The following is a 17363-nucleotide window of genomic DNA, read 5'->3' as shown; positions in this document are numbered from 1 at the left end:
CCACTTCTGCAAAGTAGCCTTCCCTCCTATACCATACTTGCGCCCACAGTCGGTATAATTGATTTCTCCCTTTTCCAGCTCCCGAACAATCTGCATTTTAAAGGCCTCACTGTATCGGGTTGCACCCTTCACTCCATTCGCCTTTTCGTTCATAGAGTGACAACCTATTTCAGGACAAGACCGAACCACCTAACACCTAACACCTACCACCTAACACCCGCAACCACCTTGGCTCCCTCCTCCAATTCTGTAAGAATTCCTTACGCTTTACGTCCAATCCATTCGGGGAATCTACGGAGCCGTTTTGTCTCAGTCGAGTTGCAAGATCTTCTTCTGTAGTTGGTTCGGTAATGAGTCCCGAGGTTGGCAGCAAACCAGCTTATTTGGGATGTCATATGAAGTATAACAAAACTATCGTTCTGAGCACCGCAGCGATGTTGGCTTTTGTGTCCCCGTCGTTTGCGAAAAACATCACGATTAACGACACCCAGACCCAGAACTCAGCTAGTTGGGGTGCTGGCGGTAAGGGACTAGGTGAGGAAGACCAGGAAACGGAAGTCGGCACCCTCGGCAACCAGAGCTGGGACCTGGAAGCATTTACCTTGAATGGACACTCCTTGAAGATCTACTCGGGCTACGATTTGCTGAACGGCAATGATCCGTACGGGCTGGGCGACATCTTCATCGGGCGCGGAAACGTCGCCAAGTATAAGAGCAGCGATTACACTGGAACCGACGGCCAGATCAACGGGATCAACAACAACAGTCAGTTCAAGTACGACTACGTTATCCATTTCAACAACCGCTCGGGCACCACGATCGGTGGCGGCAGCTACGATGTGTATCAGTTGAGCGGCCTGAGTTCGGAACTGTTGGACGAGACGGTGTTCAAAGGCCTGTCGAATCCCTACAAACTCAACACGGAACGTTCCCAGGGGTTGGTGAAGGTTGGGAGTGGCATCATGACGGTCGTCGAAGACTCCACGGCCACGCTGACGCTCGAGGATGGCACTCAAGTCACCGGCGGCAAGCACTACATCGGTGAAGTGGATCTGTTGAGCTCCGGCGTTAAGCTCTCCCAGACCGACGACAATCTGTTTCACCTGACCATGGCGTGCGGTAACGACAGCCTGGTTGGCCGTGTTCCTGATGGCGGCGCGACCCTCTCGCTGCTCGGCTTCGCGGTCTCGGGTCTCTCGCTCCTCTCCCGGCGCGTGAGCCGCAAGAGCTAACTCCATCGGAGGTTTGCACTAGCCCGCCGACTTCGGTCGGCGGGCTTTTTTTGTGGGGTCAGGTCGAGACCGCTCTGGGGCGGGCCAGTCGGCCAGCCAGCCAGGTTTCGGCTATCACAAAGCAGAGTCCGGCGGCCATCAGCCACCGCCACAGCTTTTGCCGATTTTCAAGTTCAGCACCCGCCAGAATGCGGCGCTGTTCCTCCTGTTCCGGGGCAGTGGTGGTTCCCTGCTTCTTCGCCAGAGGCAACAGCAGCTTCTCGAATGGATCCAGCCCAAGTGGGCTGGTTCGGCTCTCCTCCGGAGGGAGGTTGACCGCGATCTTCAGGTTGGCGTCCTTGACCACGTAAACGCCAGGCAGGTTTGCCTCGCCAAACTGGCTGCCTACCCACTTCACTTCGGTCCCGTCTGGCTTGGTGATGGTGCGTGACGGCTGATCCGAGGCGATGGGCAGGGGGATTGCCTCTCCTACGATGGCTTGGGCGGAGGTTGTTCGGAGCGGACGACTGCGATCCATCACCGAATACAGAAACGGGACGAACTTGGTGGATAGGGCCAGTTGGCTGTCTGCGGGCGCCCATCCCGAAGTCATCACCAAGACCGTGCCTTTCCCGAGCGGAATCTCCACAATCGCGGGGGAGTCATTGTCGAATGAGGCGATCACCTTGGCCTGGGCAGGGAGATCCGCCGGACGCCAGTGGCGATGTTTCCAAAAATGAATTTTCGTGAAGTCGTTAAACCGACTGTCCGCGAAGGAAGCAAACAGAGGGTTCTGAAAGTCGATCTGGCTGAGAAGATGGAAGTTGCGCCGAGGTGCCTCCTGAAGAGTGATTTCTCCCGTGCCGAGCAGGGTGGCCAATCCTCGAGAAGCGGCGGCGTTGGGGAGGGCGTAGATCAGCGTTCTTCCAGCCTCCACCAGGGGACGCAAGGCCTGTGCTTGAGTGTCGTCCAGAACCGAGGTGGCCACCATCAACGCGATCTCTTCGGAGGGCGGGAACGTGAGCGGCTCGCCTGGTTTCCTCTGGATCCACTGAAACTCGCGCAGGCGCGTCTCGGTGAAGACTCTTTGGAGATAATAGAGCGACTGGTTCGGGTCGGTTCCCGCGTCGGTGCCGAGATAGAGGAGTTGCAGTTTTTCCCGCGGCGGGGGAAACCACTGCAGGGCGTTGTCAAAAGGGGCATCATCGCCCTGGAGCTGCAGCCGGGTGACCTGAGTCCCCGTGGTGGGGATGCTGATGGTTCGGCTTTGGCCGGGCGGCACATAGACCTCCAGGGAGGTGGGCGAATTGCTCGAAGACCCTTGAACCTCGACCCGGAACTGCTCCCGCTGAGCCTCCGGAGTATTGGTGATCCGGCAGCGGAGGTTCGCCTCCCCGGTCATGGACTCTTCCTCTCCGAGCTGGGGCAGGAGCTGAATACCCGCGTTGGTTGGCTTTTTGGCAACGACGGGACGGATGTCGATCTCCAGCCCCTTGGGCCACTCGTGGCCCTGCAGCCCGTTGAGGTGAGAGCCTTCCGCCAGATCGCTGATCAACCAGAGACGGTGGAGGGCCTGTCCTGCGCCGTCGCGTCCTTGATCCCGGCCGCCGGTTTCGAATCCTTCACTCACGGCAATCAACGCTGAACCGAGAGCCGCGCTGCCCCATCCTGGCTTGATCGTGGTTAACGCTTGCCGGAATCGGGTGGAGCGCTCCGTGGCCGGCAGCTTTTTTGACTCCTCCAGGCTCAACACTGGATGAAGGCGTTGATCGAACGTGTACAGCCCTACGATCTCCCCAGGCTTGGTTTGGTCCAAGGCGGCCTCGGCCTGAGTGACCGCCTGAGCCCAGAGGTCCTCACGTTGCATGCTGGCGCTCATATCGATCAGCACCGCGGTCTGGCGCGTGGAGGCGTCAGCCGGGTCGACGGGCGTGGGTTTTTGGAGAAACGGTCGAGCGAAGGCGAAGGTGAGCAGACCAATGACCAGACACCGGAGCAGGAGCAGGAGCAGGTTCTCCAGGCGGTTCTGCCGGGTGATTCGGGGCGGCGTGGGCTGCAGGAACATCAGGGAGCTAAAAACCTGCTTTTCCCGGGTGGTGCGCCGGATCAGATGAAACAGAATGGGCATGCCCACCGCCAGCACACCGAGGAGGAAGAGGGGGGCTAGAAAGCTCATGTCATCGGTTGAAATTGAGCCAGTCTCTGCCCACCGCTCCGCGGAAGACAGGGAAGGCCTGCTCACCTAGGATTTTGCTCACCGCGGCTTGGGTCTCCTGGCTGATGGCGCGCAAGGCTTCGTCCCGCTTGGCGGGATCGATGGTCGCATCCGAGAGCAGTTTTTGGGAGTGCTCCTGCGCCAACCGCACGTGTTCGTACGCTTCGTTAGCGACCTGCGAAGGCAGGCCGAATCGTTCCGCCACACGGCTGAGAGTCTGGAAATTGGGCTCTTGGATCTTTTGGTAAGTGTCGTAGCGGTCCTTACCCAAGGTGGACTTAAGCTCGGCTTCGAGTGCGGCCTGAGCACGCTCATGCTGGAGAGCGACTTGATCCAGTTCCTCGGGACCTGCGTCGGTCTCGGCCAGGGCCAAGCCCGCGGTGGTCTCCTCGTAGGCCTGGCGGAGCCGGAAGATCTTACGAAATTCCTCCTCGGTTGGGGAAAAACCATGGAGCTGCCCACGCAGCGAGCTGCTTAACGGGGAGAATCGGAGTTCGTAATCCTCCATTTCCTCGGGGGAGAGCAGCGAGCGCAGTTCGCCCTCCTGCTGACGGTTGAGCTCCTGGAGCGCCTCGCTGTCGGCATCGGACCAGAGTCCAATGGCTTGCTCGTGCAGTGCCTCCTGGCGCTGTCGATAGGCCTCGAGAATGGACTGCACTCGACTCGCCTTCTCCGGACTTAGGAAGCTGAGATCGACCGGCTCCGGTGGAGTTTCCAGGTTGTATTTGTCTAGTTCGGCGTTCAGATCGACCTGCAGCAGCTGCCGGATGAGACCGCGCTGCTCTTCGGCCAGAGCCCGGAGTTGCTTCTGTTGCAGGCTCTGTTCGTCCGCTCCGATGGTCTTCCAGAACGGCGCTGATTTGTAGTCGGCTAGCAGGGCCGCTCGTCGCTGCGCATAGAGCCCGGCCACATCGGCGACGATGATATCTCGAATGGTGCTTTCCGGGCAGTCGATCGATCGGAGATTGGCGATGTAAAACTCGTAGTTGGTCGATTCGATCGCCGACCAACGAAACGAATTGGGCGGGAGGAAGTAATTGGTGGAGTTGATTTTCCGGACTCCGATCTGTGTGACGGTATTTGTCTGAATCCGGATCTGGGTGGGCGACGGAGAAGGTGAGGGGCGCTGAAACAGCAGGTATCCCATTCCGGCGAGGAGGCCAAGAATGATCAGCAGCATTCCGGAAATGAGACCACGCGCGTTCATCGATCCATGCGACTCGCGAGTGGCGCGGTGCCGATCACCTGACTGCCGAACTCGCGGCCGTCCAAGACCCTAGCACTCAGCTCAGGTACGGCAAGCCTGGATCCCTTAGCGCGACTGACGGACGCGTACGGTGTAGTTCTTCGCCTTGTTGTTCATGCTCGTGAAGCTCACCCCCTCGGTGGCGTTCTCGGTGAGCATGATGATGCGAAACGGGGTTTCATCGACGGGGAAGTTCTGCTCGTCCTTGAACACACAGTTCACCTGGACCTCGATCCGCCGGTTCTCCCGGTTTCGTAGATTGGCCACCACTTCCAGGCGGCCGTCTTCCAATCTTCGTTCCTGCAGGCCTGGGCAGGTGACCGAGCGCTGTGCGCCGCTGTCCAGCGCGACGAACTTGGCGGTGGTCTCATAATTGTACTTGGTGGCATTCTTGGCGGGATAGGCTCCGCCGCCACAGCCGGAAACCAAGGGGATGGCGGCCAGTAGGGAAAGTGCCAGGGTGCGGGAATATTTCATAAAGTTTGCGGTGTGGCGGATTGATCGCTGATGAAAATCACCTTGTCCTGCTTCCCGTCGGGAACGGTCAGGGTGAACTGCTTGGTGAACGTCGGTACGATGTTTTTGTTTCGATCCAGAAACTCCACGGTGGCCGGATACTGGCCTGGAGCGAGCGGGATGGCGGCAAAGCTGAGGTAGAGCGGCAGGTTGTCCCAGGTGCGGGTGTCCGCTTCCGGCTTCGTCAAGGAGCTGAAAATCTTGCTGACGAGCCCCGCCGCCACCAGTCCGAGCGCCGCTTCGTCGTTACCCCGGGTGCCGGCGCCTAGCACCGCTCCGCTGATAATGGCGGCGTCCCCGAACGTGTCGGTCGCCTTTTTGACATCCGCCTTGTTGGCGAGGACTTTGTCCATCAACCGGCCGCCGCGCGTGGTGGCCTGAAAAAACAGGTCGTCATACGGAGCCACGGTGACATCGAAGTTAGCCACTCGGATGCGCGCGCTATGCACTGGGGAGTTGGGCTGACGGAACTGCAGTTGTTCCCCATATTCACCGCCGGCGGTCTTGGAAGGGCCGGGACCAAACTCGACGAACATCAGCACATTGGCATTGGTGGAATAGGTGGGCGGGACGGCGATCTTCGGTGAGGCCAGCGCGCGTTTGAGGGCGTCGGATCCATCGGCTCCCAATCGAAAGCTCGCCAGCCCGTCCAGGTAGTCAAGCATTACAAAGTCCGAGGAATACCCATCCTTGCCGGGATTGCTGTCCTGCAGTTGGGCGCTTCGGAAACAGGCGCGCGCATTGTCGGGTTCACCGTCCATCCAGTAGAGAATGCCGCGATAGTAATAAGCCATCGCACGCTCATAGGGCTCGCCGTAGAAGGTCTTCTTGCTTTCGCGGTAAAAGGCGCTGCGAGATTTGCTGGCATCGCGATCCTTGCCGAACATGCCGTTGAGCTGAGTGATCGAGTCGTCCAGCAGGCGGCGGGCTTCCGTGAAGTTCCCGCGTCGCATCGAGGTGGCGGCGCTGCGATAGGCCCAGAGCAATCGGTCCTGCGGACGGCCGTTCTGACCGACCGTCTTGGCATCGATCACTGGATCTCCAGTCAACTTCTGCGGCGGCGTCTTGCCCGAGGAAGCGCATCCCGAAGCGAACAGGGAAACGATCAGCAGCCCTAGCCCAATCAGGCCAAACTTCTTCATGCTCTGCGAGAGTGACAGCGGACCACTTAGTGGGGGTTAGCGATAGGCCGCGTCTTCCAGACCCTGCTTCTTAACCTCCGCCGAGTCTTCCCAGATGATATCGCTGGTGCGGGCGTCCACCAACTGGAAGCTATAAAGTATGTAGTCGCTCGTGCCGGCCTTCGTCTTGGTGGTGAGGCCCTGCAGCTTGCCCGTCAGGAAGAAATCCGCCCCGTGAAATTCCACCAGCTTCGGGTCGCTCGACGATGTGACCTGCCCGCTCTGTTTCAGCGCGCGTTCCTTTTCGAGCGCCGCCATGTGTTCTCGGGCGAGGAACATGACCTTGCCCTGCGCCTTGGAGTTGAGCTGGGTCCGGATGCGCGTCAGGAAGATGTCCTTGTTGATGGGAAAACGTGTTTCGTTGAGCACCGGCTCCAGCACAACACGGGGAGGCGTGGTGGCCGCGGCGATCTGGCGCACTCCCACAATGCTCCGGGCCATGCGATCGGTGATGGCCACCAGATCCTGCGACTCCACTCCGGTTCCCGCGACGAACCCACGCTCGTCGGCGTTCATTTGAGTCACCGGGATGCCTTTGGGGTTCTGAACCCCGGAGGTGCAGCCCAGGAGGAGCCAGGAGGCGCTAATCAACAAACCGGCATTGAGGCAGAAACGATTCATAAAGTAAGTGGAAGTCTCGGATGGCAAAGTGGACAAAACAATGACGAAATCGCCGTGACCATGGAACCCATTCCCATTCTCATCTGTGCTCAGAACGCTGCTGCTGACGAAACTCGTCGCCGGCTGTTTCACCCGCTGCTTTCCGGATTCTGGTCGGCCAGATCTCAATCTAGGGCATTCGACGCCCGGACGTGGGAATTATTCGGGGTGTAATGGATGTGATTTAAAATGCTTATATAGAGTAGCTTGTGACTATACTTCCAAGTCTTCTGGGCGCACTTCTAAGCATTCGTCATGGTCTTCCCAGACAATGGCGGGAAAGGGATCCAACAAGTGAGGGATAAGCTTCGTTCGTGCCTGGACGAGCAGCGTTTCCGCCTGTTTGGCCGCCCGCTCGAACTCCTCGTCGTAGGCCGGGCAGCGTCCCCTTTGGGCATCATCCCAATGGGCCACTTCGTGCACCGTCGTATAGGCTTCCGCCCATGGTCGAATGGCAACCTGCAGCTCGCCGGGGAGTTCATCGAAAGGAACGGCGGTTTCGCTGCAGTGTTGGCAGATAAGACCGCTTTCCAGGATATCGCGGGTAAACAAAGGTAGCAGTGGCGCGCGACAGCAGGGGGCTTCGGAGTAGGCCCCCGGGGCATTGGCCAGCCGTTTCAGCCAAATCCCGCGCTCATGGCCTAGTTGGCCGAGCAGCCGATAGAGCCCCATGAGCGGGTGCGACAGCCGCCAGGCGCTTCCTTGCAGCTGGCCGAGCGTTTGAGCCATCCACCGGGCCAGCGAAAGGTCATCCAGTTTGGAGAACTCGCCCCCGTACTCCTTCCACAGTCGTTCTAGGGGAGAGTCTGACATATTGGCCACCTGACAAGCATGAGGTGAGCCCGGGCAAGTTCAAACAAAATCATTTTTTCTCCCCGCCCCCCATTTCCCGATTGGCAATTCCCCGCTTGATCCATCAGAGTTTCTCCACCGATGCCCTGGCGCGTTCTGATTACCGCTCAAGCCATGGCTCGCTCAGGGCAAGCCGCGATTACCCGGTTGCGCGAAGCGGGTCATGAACTCATTTTCCCCATCCAACCCGGTCTTCCCACCCCCGACGAGCTTGGGGGGCTGCTGCCGGGGGTCGATGCGGTGATCGCTGGTGTGGAGCGGTATGATGAACCCATCTTTGCGCTACCCGCGACGCGGGATTTGAAGCTGATTTCAAGATGGGGGGTCGGATACGATTCCATCAACATCCCCGCCGCCACCCGAGCTGGGGTGGCGATCGCCTACACGCCCGGCCTGCTCAACGAAACCGTGGCTGACTACGCGTTCTCGCTGCTCTGTTCAGTCGCCCGGCGGGTTTACTGCGGTCATTTGGAATTGGCTCAGGGCAAGTGGGTGCCCTCCTGGGGACACAACATTCACGACAAGACCCTCGGCCTGGTGGGGTGCGGTCGGATCGGCTTGGCCGTGGCGCGTCGGGCCAGCGGCTTCAACATGAGGGTGTTGGCGGTCGATCCTCAGCCTTCCGAGGAGGCGAAGAAGCTGGGGGTGCAGTTTGTCGATCTGGATACCCTGTTGCAGGAAAGTGACTTTGTCTCCCTTCATGCCGCCCTGATCGCTCAGACCCGGGGCCTGATGGGCGAGGCTCAATTCCGCCAGATGAAATCATCGGCCTATTTGATCAATACTTCGCGCGGCGCGATTCTCGACGAGGCTGCGCTGGCCAAGGCGCTTCATCAAGGGGTGATCGCCGGCGCGGCCTTGGACACCTTCCAAGTGGAGCCCTTGCCGAAGGATCATGTGCTCCACGGAGTTCCTAATCTCCTCCTGACTCCCCATCAGGCCTCGTTCACCCGGGAGACTGGGGCGCTGGTCAGCGAGGCCGCGGCTCAGGCGGTGTTGGAGGCCGCTCAGGGACGACGCCCGCGCTGGTTGGTGGACGAATCGGTTCTGAACTCCGCCTCCCTGCGCATGTCGCAGTCCTCCATCGTAACCCCACCCGCATGAGAACCAACACTGTTCGTGCCAAATTGCGGCGCGGAGAACCGAGCATCGGAACCTGGCTTAATTTCCCCGATCCTACCGTCGCCTGCTTCATGTCTCAGGTGGGATTTGACTGGCTCACCGTCGAGTTGGAGCACAGCCCTACGAGCTACGAGACCGCGGCCGCTGCCATCGCCATTGTGGCAGCCCATGGCGTGGCTCCGCTGGTTCGCGTGTCCTTCAACACGCCGGAGAACATCAAACGCGTCCTCGATTTCGGCGCCTGGGGCGTGATTGTTCCCATGGTCAACTCTGCCGAAGAGGCCCGCGCCGTGGTCGCGTCCGCCCGCTACGCGCCAATCGGAGCGCGAACCATCGGCGGACAGTATCACGCTGCGAGTTTCGGCACCGACGGCGCGACTTACTACGCGCGCGCCAATGAGGAAATCCTGGTCGCGGTGATGGCTGAACATGTGCTCGCCATCGAGCGGGCCGACGAGATTATGCAAGTGCCCGGGATCGATATGGTCTTTGTGGGGCCAAACGATTTGACCCACTCGATGGGGCTGCCTCCGTCATTCGATTCGGATGACCCGCGTTTCGAAGCCGCCTTGACCCACATTGTGCAAACCGCCAAGCGTCATGGGATTATTCCGGGGATTCATGTGGCTGATGCCGCCATGGCCCGCAAACGATTGGCCCAAGGTTTTCGGTTCATCGCCGTGGCCAGTGAGATTGGCATGCTGATGAACAAGGCCTCCGAAATTGCCGGCGCCCTGGGACTGGGCAAGGGCGGCGGGCCTATGGTGAAATACTGAGACCCTTCGCATGAAGATGGTGATTTTGGATGGGTTCACGCTGAATCCGGGAGACCAGAGCTGGAAGGCCTTGGAAGCCTTGGGTGAGTGCCAGCTGTATCCGCGCACTTCCGCCAGTCAGGTTGTTGAACGGTGTGCTGGTTTTGACATTTTGATTACCAACAAGGTGCCCATCTCGCGTGAGGCCTTGAGTCAACTGCCGGAGTTGAAGTACATCGGGGTGACGGCCACCGGATACAACATCGTGGACGTCGTGGCGGCTCGGGAACGCGGGGTGTGCGTCACCAATGTTCCGATCTATGGCACTCGGTCTGTCGCCCAGTTTACCTTCGCACTGATCCTGGAGCTGGCGCATCACGTCGGAGCCCATGCGGTGGCCGTGAGTGCCGGGGAATGGGCGCGCTGCCCGGACTTCTCGTTCTGGAAAACTCCCCAGGTCGAGTTGGAGGGGCGCACGCTGGGGATCGTCGGGTGGGGACGGATCGGACGCGCGGTCGGCTCATTGGCCGCTGCCTTTGGCATGCGGGTGATGGTTGCCACCCGCCACGCCGGACAGAATCTGGAAGGCGGAGCGATCTCCGTCTCCCTGGAGACGTTGTTTCGCGAGAGTGACGTCGTCACCCTCCACTGCCCACTGACCGACAGCACTCGGAACCTCGTGAATCGCGAACGGCTGTCGCTCATGAAGCCGGGGGCTTGGCTGATCAACACCAGCCGCGGGCCGCTGGTCGATGAGGAGGCGCTGGCGCATGCCTTGAATGAGGGCCAGCTAGGAGCGGCTGCGCTGGATGTGTTGGCGATGGAACCGCCCCGAGCAGATCACCCGCTCTTTCAGGCCCGCAATTGTTTCATAACGCCGCATATGGCCTGGGCGACGCTGGCTGCTCGACGGCGCTTGATGGACACGGTGGTGGAGAATGTGCGCGCTTTCTTGGCGGGTGCGCCGCGAAACGTCGTCAACCCTTGAGTCGAGAGGACGCTCTCGCTTGCCGATGAAAATTCTCGTGATCTCGCTGGCTGGTATCGGTGATACGTTGCTCGCGACGCCGCTGATCCAAGAACTGCGGCTCAATCATCCGAAAGCTGTCATCGAGGCCTTGGTCATGTGGACCGGCTCTCGCGATATCCTGGGCGGGAATCCTCACCTCGATCGGATCCACCACTTCCATATGCTCAAGGAAGGTCCCTGGCGGACTTTTCGCTATCTGCTTCAGCTTCGTCGGGAGGGTTATGACATCACCCTCAACACGTATCCGCAGAGCAAGGCCGAGTATCGCCTGATCGCCCGCATTTTGGGCGCAGCCGTGCGAGTGAGTCATCGTTATGACAATCGCGCCTGGTATGACGGGTGGCTGGTGAATCGCGAGATCCCGCAGACTTACGATCGTCATTCGGTGGATCAGAACCTCGCGTTGCTTTCGCTGATTGGCGATCGGCCCCAGCTGACGGAGCATCGCACCCAACTGGTGCTCTCCGCTGAAGAACGTGGATGGGCGGAACGGATGTTGACGGACCGCGGCCTGCAGAATCAGGTTTTGGTGGGCTTTCATGTCGGGTCGGGTAAGACCAAGAATCTGGCCTTGCGACGCTGGCCGCTGGAGCATTATCGGGGGCTGATCCACCGGCTGTTTGCGCTGCGGCCGGATTTATCGGTCCTTCTGTTCGGCGGCCCGGAAGAGCAACCGGATCACGAATGGCTGCAGAAGGAGATTCCTTCGCCTCGATTGCTGGTTCCTGAGACCAGGAACATGAAGCAGGCGGCAGCTCTGCTTGGGGCCTGCCGGGCCTTTCTCAGCATCGACAGCGCGTTGATGCATCTGGCCGCCGCCATGCAGGTGCCGCACCAATTCGTCATCGAGACGGCCACGTTCAACCCCACGATCGAACCGTACGCTCGGCCGTATGTGTTGATCCCGAATCCGGCGGTCAAAGGGAGAAATTTGCAATTTTACCGGTATGACGGAGAGGGTATCCGCGGGAGCACCGAGGAATTGGAAGCACTGATGCGCGCCGTGACCGTGGACCAAGTGTTCGAGCGGATGGCCCCCAAGCTCCTGTAGGAAACGAGGTCACGAGTTTGGGTGCGTGCCAAGCAACCGTGGTAGGGAGAAACCTGATCGAAGATCGATCCGAATGAGTTTATAGTTCTGATTTCGTTGAGCCCACTCCTGCCCCAGGCGCAGGCGGGACGGAGGGCGACTCCGCGAAGGGCCCATCACCGATCGTCCCCTCCTTGGCTCCCGTAGGTCACACCACCGAGCAGTATTCAGGTTTCATTCCCTTTGGGTCCCACATCGCGTCCATTGCGTCCATCGCGGTTCAGCTTCATCCCCGGCCGGCATGGGAAGGGGCTCGAATTTTAAACCGCGATGGACGCAATGGACGCGATGTGGGATCAGAAGGGACAGGGAGAGCGGGACTCTTCTTTCCGCCTCAGACCCCGCGCTTCCGGATGTCCCCCCTGGTGGAGATCTACGCAGGACTGCTTGGCCGCCCTTGGAGTCGTACCCGAAATCTGTCCTACACCCACATCCCATTCATCCGAGATAACCCGTGTTTACAATAGCCGTCTGCAGGGTTAAACAGGAAACGACTGGAATCGCCGAATGCGGAGATCATTGTGAAAACTGTGCAAACATCCGGGCTTGAGTGTTCTCAGGACGTCAACCGAGAGCACACAATCCGGCCTCGGCGAAGCTGGATCACGCATTTGTTCGCTTTTCTTGGTTTTCGCGTCGGTTCCATTGGGCTTCTATTTCTGGGCTTAGCAGATCTTGGTCTGTCCGCAGATCGAGATTCTCCCAAGAGCTTGCAGCAGCTGAACGACAGCTATTCGTCTGTTGAACAGGGTGAAAACTCAGCGGAAGTTTACCTCAGGGCCATGGAGGAGTTGGCTCGCGATGTCAAAATGGGAACTTGGACGAATTTGCCGCTGGTCGATTCGGTTCCGTTGCCCCTCCCCGGAGAAACCCTATCCCCCCAACACGATGCAGCTATCTCGGCTCTGATTGCACGCAATCAGCGTGCTTGGCTCCTGTTCGTTCGGGGCTCAGAGCTCGGTAATTCTCGCTATCCAATCGATCTCACCCAAGGAGCCGAATGTCAGCTTCCACACCTGACCGGCTTAATCCGAGGTGCGAACTTCCTGGTTCTCCGGGCCATCTGGAACGCCTATCACGGTAAGCCTGGGCCTGCATCGGAGTCCATCTATCAGGCTTCGAAGATGGCGGCATCACTGTCCAATGAGCCTATATTGCTCTCCCAAGGGGTCCGGGCAAGGATGTTTGGGATGGTGAAGGATGGTCTCGCGCTCGTGTTGTCCGAAACAACATTGCAGACGGCGATGTCTGATAGACTGCGGCTCCTGTTCAGATCCCTTGAGGAACAAGAAGTCGCTGGCTCTGCGTTCAAGAGGGCGACCGTAGGGCAATCGCTCATCGAGAGCGGCTTCCTGGCTGGTGAGATTGACGCCAAAGTGGCCGTGCTCAAACGGGACGACAGGTTTGAGAACGAAGGAAGTGAGTCCTTGCGTCGTAGGCTCTTCGTGCGGCCGGGCGAGTCGGATGCCGCTCTCTTCGAGAGGGGGCTCAATAAGATGCTCGAGGCTTGGGAGCTTCCCTATCCCGCTCGAGGTAGGGTATTCGCCGCGTTGCGCACCGTTGTCCCCATGCAAACGAACTCACCGTTGGTGTTTGGGGACTACGTGGTGTCCTCCACTGCAGGGATATTGCTTCGCGAGGCGAGGTGTTTGGCCTCGCTGCGGATGCTCGAACTGGCCTTGGCGCTCGATCAGTTCGCAGCGGGAGCGGATGGCACGTTTCCTTCTTCCCTGGATCAAATGGTCCCGAAACACTTCGCCGCGACCCCTGTGGACCCGTTTAGTGCGTCGAATTTCGTCTATCAGTGCGGTCCTGATCAAAGGAGCTATACCCTTCGGAGTAGTGGAGCCTTCGACTCCGTCGTAACCCTGCCCGCCGACTCCCGTCCAGATGGGATTGCGTTTTCAGTCGTGAAACGCCGGCCCGGCATCAAACGCGGAGGTGCGGAGGCGCAGTGACGAGGAGTGAGCTCGACGAAAGGATTTCGCGGATCGCACGGATGGCCAATGACTTGAAGGGACCACCTCATCGGATTGCGATTTTCCGTTGAAGAATGTCACAACCCCTTTTTAATCCGTGTCATCCATGAAATCCGTGGTTAGTCCATTCCCGGTTTTAGATTGAAACAGGTGGGGTGTGTGGGGGAGGTTCTCGGTCGGCATTGCCATGAAAACGATATTGCGCTGGCTGGTCAGCTTTTTCTTCCGCTTTCGCGCCTTTAACGAGGACGTGCTTAAGACGCCCGGGCCGGTTCTGTTGGTCCCCAACCATGTCTCCTGGCTGGACTGGCTGTTCCTCGGGGTTTGCTTGGAGGACGATTGGCGGTTCGTGGTGTCTAGCGTCACCGCCCAAACGAGCTGGGTTCATCGTAAAATCATGCTCAATCGGCGCACGTTCCCGATCGATACCAATTCCCCCTACGCCGTGAAGCGCATGGCAGAGCATCTTCAGGCCAATGGCCGTCTTGTGTTGTTCGCTGAGGGACGCATCTCCCGCACCGGGACGCTGATGAAGTTGTTCGAGGGCACTGGATTTCTTCTGCATAAGACTCAGGCCAAGGTCATCACTGCCTATTTGCGGGGCGCGCATCGGGTGGTCGCATCGCCCAACCCGGACAAAAAATTGTGGTTCCCGCAGGTCAGCGCTCATTTCAGCGCCGTCATGGTGCCTCCGGTAGTGGAACATCTGAGTATGTCGCAAGCGCGGACTATCCTGACCACGTGGCTGCGCGATCGGATGGTGGATCAACAGTTCCAAGCCGAGCGGCAGTTGGGGTCCGGCACTGTTCTCGAGGCAATCGCCGAGACTGCGTGGCGGCAGCTGGGGCGGGTGGTTCTGCAAGATGTTCAACAAAGCCTGAGTTACCGTAAGTTTCTGACCGGTGCTGATCTCTTGGCTGACCAATTGGCCGCGCGCCTGCATCCGCAGGCGGAGCGGGTGGGGGTCCTGCTGCCTAATATCAATGCCACGCCCGTGATCTTGTGTTCGCTCTGGAGCTTGGGCCGTGCGCCGGCGGTGTTAAATTTCTCCACGGGGCCGGCCGTGCTGCGCATCTGCTGCGAGTTAGCCGGGCTCAAACAGGTCCTGACCAGCCGAACATTTATTGAGAAGGCCAAGCTGGATCTGAGCTCGCTGAAGGAGGCCGGGATCGAGCTGGTTTACCTGGAAGACCTTCGTAAGGGAATCGGTGGACTCAAAAGACTGCTGACGCTGGCCCGCATCAGCCTTAACCCCCGTTCGGTGGTGCGCGTCCCACAGTCGCCGGATCGCACCGCTGTGGTGTTGTTCACCAGTGGATCTGAGGGCATTCCCAAGGGGGTCGATCTCACCCATGCGAACGTGATGGCGAACATCCGTCAGATGCTTTCCATCTGTGATTTCAGCGAGGCGGATCGAGTGTTTAATTGTCTGCCGTTGTTCCACTGCTTCGGCCTGACCATCGGCACTCTGCTGCCTCTGGTTCGTGGGCTTTACACCTTCCTATACCCGTCGCCGTTGCACTATCGGGTGGTTCCCACCGTGCTCTATGATCGGGACTGCACCGTGCTGCTCAGTACGAACACATTCTTGAGTGGGTATGCTCGCAAGGCGAATCCCTACGATTTTCGCAGCCTGCGTTACCTGTTTGCGGGCGCCGAGAAGATTCAGGAAGCGACAGCGACTTTGTGGATGCGTCGTTTCGGAGTGCGCATTCTGGAGGGGTACGGGGCCACTGAATGCAGCCCGTGCCTGAGTATCAATATTCCGATGATGAACCAGTTTGGGAGCGTGGGGCGCTTGCTGCCGGGCATTGAGATGCAACTGGAAACGGTGGAGGGAGTGACCGAGGGTGGACGGCTATTGGTGCGCGGACCCAATGTCATGCGCGGCTACTTGAACCCGGAAGCTCAGGCCAAGTTCCTATCGCGGGGGGGGTGGTATGACACCGGCGACATCGTCAGCGTCGATCACGATGGGTTTTTAACGATCCGGGGTCGATTGAAACGCTTTGCGAAGATCAGCGGTGAGATGGTGAGTTTGACAGCGGTGGAGGAGGCGTTGGCGGGAGCGTTTCCGCAGTATGGGTTGCGCTGTCAGATCGCGGTTATCGCCCGGCCCGATGCCGATAAGGGCGAGCGGCTGATTGCGGTCTCCAACGAATCTAAGCTGACGTTGGAGGAGATACGCGGGGTGCTGCGGGCCAAGGGATTCTCGAATCTCTGCGTGCCGCGGGATGTTCAGGCTGTCCGGGAAATCCCGAAGCTGGGCACTGGCAAAATCAATCACCGCGAACTCGAAAAGCGGTTGGATGAAATCCCGGCCAACTCCTGAGGCGAGGGAGAGGGGGGGCGTCCAAGGACGGTTCCCCAAATGAGCAATGTGAAATGAGCAATGAACAATGTGAAATCCCAATTGTCCCTACAATCGAGTATGGGCCAGCCCGCCCCGAACCACAGGTCGGGCCATCTCGGCCCATCACCGGGTTATCTCTTCTTGGTCGGTTCCGTGTGACCCGCGTGTTCCGTGGGCCAAAACTCGGGGCCTTCTCCCGCCGGCTCAGCGGGCATCAGCGGTCCTTCCGTTAGCGGGACTTCTTTTTCGCCTTCCCGTAAGCCAGTCGGAGTTTCTTGGCGTCGGTCTCGCTAATCCCGTTGTCCGTCCACTGACCGATCACTCGATCAAACTCCGTTCCGACCGGATCAATCACACTGCAAGGGCTCGCACCATCGCCATCTTTGCATTGCGGCTCACAATTCGAGGCCCAACAGACACGGTAATGCATGATCGACCGATAGTCATACTTGGTGCTGCTTACGATCCAGTTTTTCTTCGGAACCCAATCATAGTCGAACTGGCGTCCGGGTTTGATATGTTCGTAATGAATCGTCACGTATCGGTCCCGATCCCAGCGCTGATGTTCATGATGAAATCCCAGCACATGGCCTAGCTCATGAGCCGGCATCCATTCTCCCTGTTTCCACCAAAACGCCGTGATATTCACATCCACGCGCTGGCCTTTGCGGAACCCGTCAAAGGTCGTGTTATTGCCTGCATCGAGCTTGCCGGTGAAATACACATACTCGACTTGGTTGGATCGCGGCACGAACAGAACGCGTGCGCCGGTATCGGTCCAGCGTTGCATGGCTTTCAGCGCGGTTCGCTGTTGGTCTTCGGTGAGTTTCGAGATGTCGTAGGGAACAACCCCGCCAGGCCACAGCAAGGGCTTTTGCGAGTTCGCTGCCATGTGCTTGGGATCCGATTCAGCGCCCACGACGGTTAGTAGCGTGGCCATCGCGAAGAGGACCTGAAGGACAGCCGGGGTCCAGGGGAGACTGGCTCGAACGGAATGCCACAACGTCGGTTTTAACCCGAACTCCGAAGTAGAGGATAAAATCGCTAGATGGTGCATCCCCCGATAGCGAGTAAAGCGTCGGGGGGATCCAACTTCGGCGAGGTAGGCTTTTGCCATCGCAAAGCTGATTCCACTAGTGGCTTGTGCTTCCGG

At 59.1% G+C, this 17363-nt stretch carries 14 protein-coding genes; 7 read left to right on the top strand and 7 right to left on the bottom strand.

Annotation, left to right across the window (positions count from 1 at the left end):
- Positions 1 to 395 precede the first annotated feature (395 nt).
- Positions 396 to 1232, top strand: coding sequence for a hypothetical protein (locus tag JNN07_14985; GenBank protein ID MBL9169044.1), 837 nt, complete (start codon positions 396 to 398; stop codon positions 1230 to 1232).
- Between the two features lie 58 nt (positions 1233 to 1290).
- On the opposite strand, the gene JNN07_14980 is transcribed toward JNN07_14985, so the two are convergent.
- The 6 genes from JNN07_14980 to JNN07_14955 all read right to left on the bottom strand — a co-directional run bounded on the left by JNN07_14980 (position 1291) and on the right by JNN07_14955 (position 7851).
- Complete coding sequence (locus tag JNN07_14980) at positions 1291 to 3387, bottom strand: BatA domain-containing protein (GenBank protein MBL9169043.1); 2097 nt, start codon at positions 3385 to 3387, stop codon at positions 1291 to 1293.
- A 1-nt stretch (position 3388) separates the two neighbouring features.
- Positions 3389 to 4633 carry a hypothetical protein gene (locus JNN07_14975; GenBank protein ID MBL9169042.1) on the bottom strand — a complete coding sequence of 415 codons (1245 nt, stop codon included), beginning with the start codon at positions 4631 to 4633 and terminating at the stop codon, positions 3389 to 3391.
- Positions 4634 to 4738: 105 nt separating this feature from the next.
- Entirely contained in the window at positions 4739 to 5149 is a 411-nt protein-coding gene (locus tag JNN07_14970) for a hypothetical protein (GenBank protein ID MBL9169041.1), read from the bottom strand.
- A complete protein-coding gene (locus JNN07_14965; GenBank protein MBL9169040.1) occupies positions 5146 to 6330 on the bottom strand; it encodes a hypothetical protein in 1185 nt (394 codons plus the stop codon). Before JNN07_14965 ends, JNN07_14970 begins: the two co-directional genes overlap by 4 nt.
- A gap of 36 nt (positions 6331 to 6366) precedes the next feature.
- Complete coding sequence (locus JNN07_14960) at positions 6367 to 6990, bottom strand: penicillin-binding protein activator LpoB (GenBank protein ID MBL9169039.1); 624 nt, start codon at positions 6988 to 6990, stop codon at positions 6367 to 6369.
- Between the two features lie 252 nt (positions 6991 to 7242).
- Positions 7243 to 7851 carry a hypothetical protein gene (locus JNN07_14955; protein MBL9169038.1) on the bottom strand — a complete coding sequence of 203 codons (609 nt, stop codon included), beginning with the start codon at positions 7849 to 7851 and terminating at the stop codon, positions 7243 to 7245.
- Between the two features lie 111 nt (positions 7852 to 7962).
- Here JNN07_14955 and JNN07_14950 point away from each other — a divergent pair, with 111 nt between their 5' ends.
- From JNN07_14950 to JNN07_14925, 6 genes are all read left to right on the top strand, one after another.
- Complete coding sequence (locus JNN07_14950) at positions 7963 to 8985, top strand: phosphoglycerate dehydrogenase (GenBank protein MBL9169037.1); 1023 nt, start codon at positions 7963 to 7965, stop codon at positions 8983 to 8985.
- The gene (locus tag JNN07_14945) at positions 8982 to 9779 is read left to right on the top strand and encodes a hypothetical protein (protein MBL9169036.1); all 798 of its coding nucleotides are present in this window, start codon (positions 8982 to 8984) and stop codon (positions 9777 to 9779) included. Before JNN07_14950 ends, JNN07_14945 begins: the two co-directional genes overlap by 4 nt.
- A gap of 10 nt (positions 9780 to 9789) precedes the next feature.
- Positions 9790 to 10746, top strand: a complete 957-nt coding sequence (locus JNN07_14940) for a D-2-hydroxyacid dehydrogenase (GenBank protein ID MBL9169035.1) — start codon at positions 9790 to 9792, stop codon at positions 10744 to 10746.
- Between the two features lie 25 nt (positions 10747 to 10771).
- The gene (locus JNN07_14935; protein MBL9169034.1) at positions 10772 to 11839 is read left to right on the top strand and encodes a glycosyltransferase family 9 protein; all 1068 of its coding nucleotides are present in this window, start codon (positions 10772 to 10774) and stop codon (positions 11837 to 11839) included.
- 1283 nt (positions 11840 to 13122) lie between these two features.
- Positions 13123 to 13836 carry a hypothetical protein gene (locus tag JNN07_14930; protein MBL9169033.1) on the top strand — a complete coding sequence of 238 codons (714 nt, stop codon included), beginning with the start codon at positions 13123 to 13125 and terminating at the stop codon, positions 13834 to 13836.
- Between the two features lie 208 nt (positions 13837 to 14044).
- Positions 14045 to 16189 carry an AMP-binding protein gene (locus tag JNN07_14925; GenBank protein ID MBL9169032.1) on the top strand — a complete coding sequence of 715 codons (2145 nt, stop codon included), beginning with the start codon at positions 14045 to 14047 and terminating at the stop codon, positions 16187 to 16189.
- A 250-nt stretch (positions 16190 to 16439) separates the two neighbouring features.
- Here the strand turns inward: JNN07_14925 and JNN07_14920 are convergent, their stop codons facing one another.
- The gene (locus JNN07_14920; GenBank protein MBL9169031.1) at positions 16440 to 17150 is read right to left on the bottom strand and encodes a hypothetical protein; all 711 of its coding nucleotides are present in this window, start codon (positions 17148 to 17150) and stop codon (positions 16440 to 16442) included.
- Positions 17151 to 17363 lie beyond the last annotated feature (213 nt).

The organism is Verrucomicrobiales bacterium, assembly GCA_016793885.1.
Lineage (GTDB): Bacteria > Verrucomicrobiota > Verrucomicrobiia > Limisphaerales > UBA11320 > UBA11320.
Note: the sequence above shows the minus strand (reverse complement) of the source record. Positions and strands in the feature narration are given on the sequence as shown.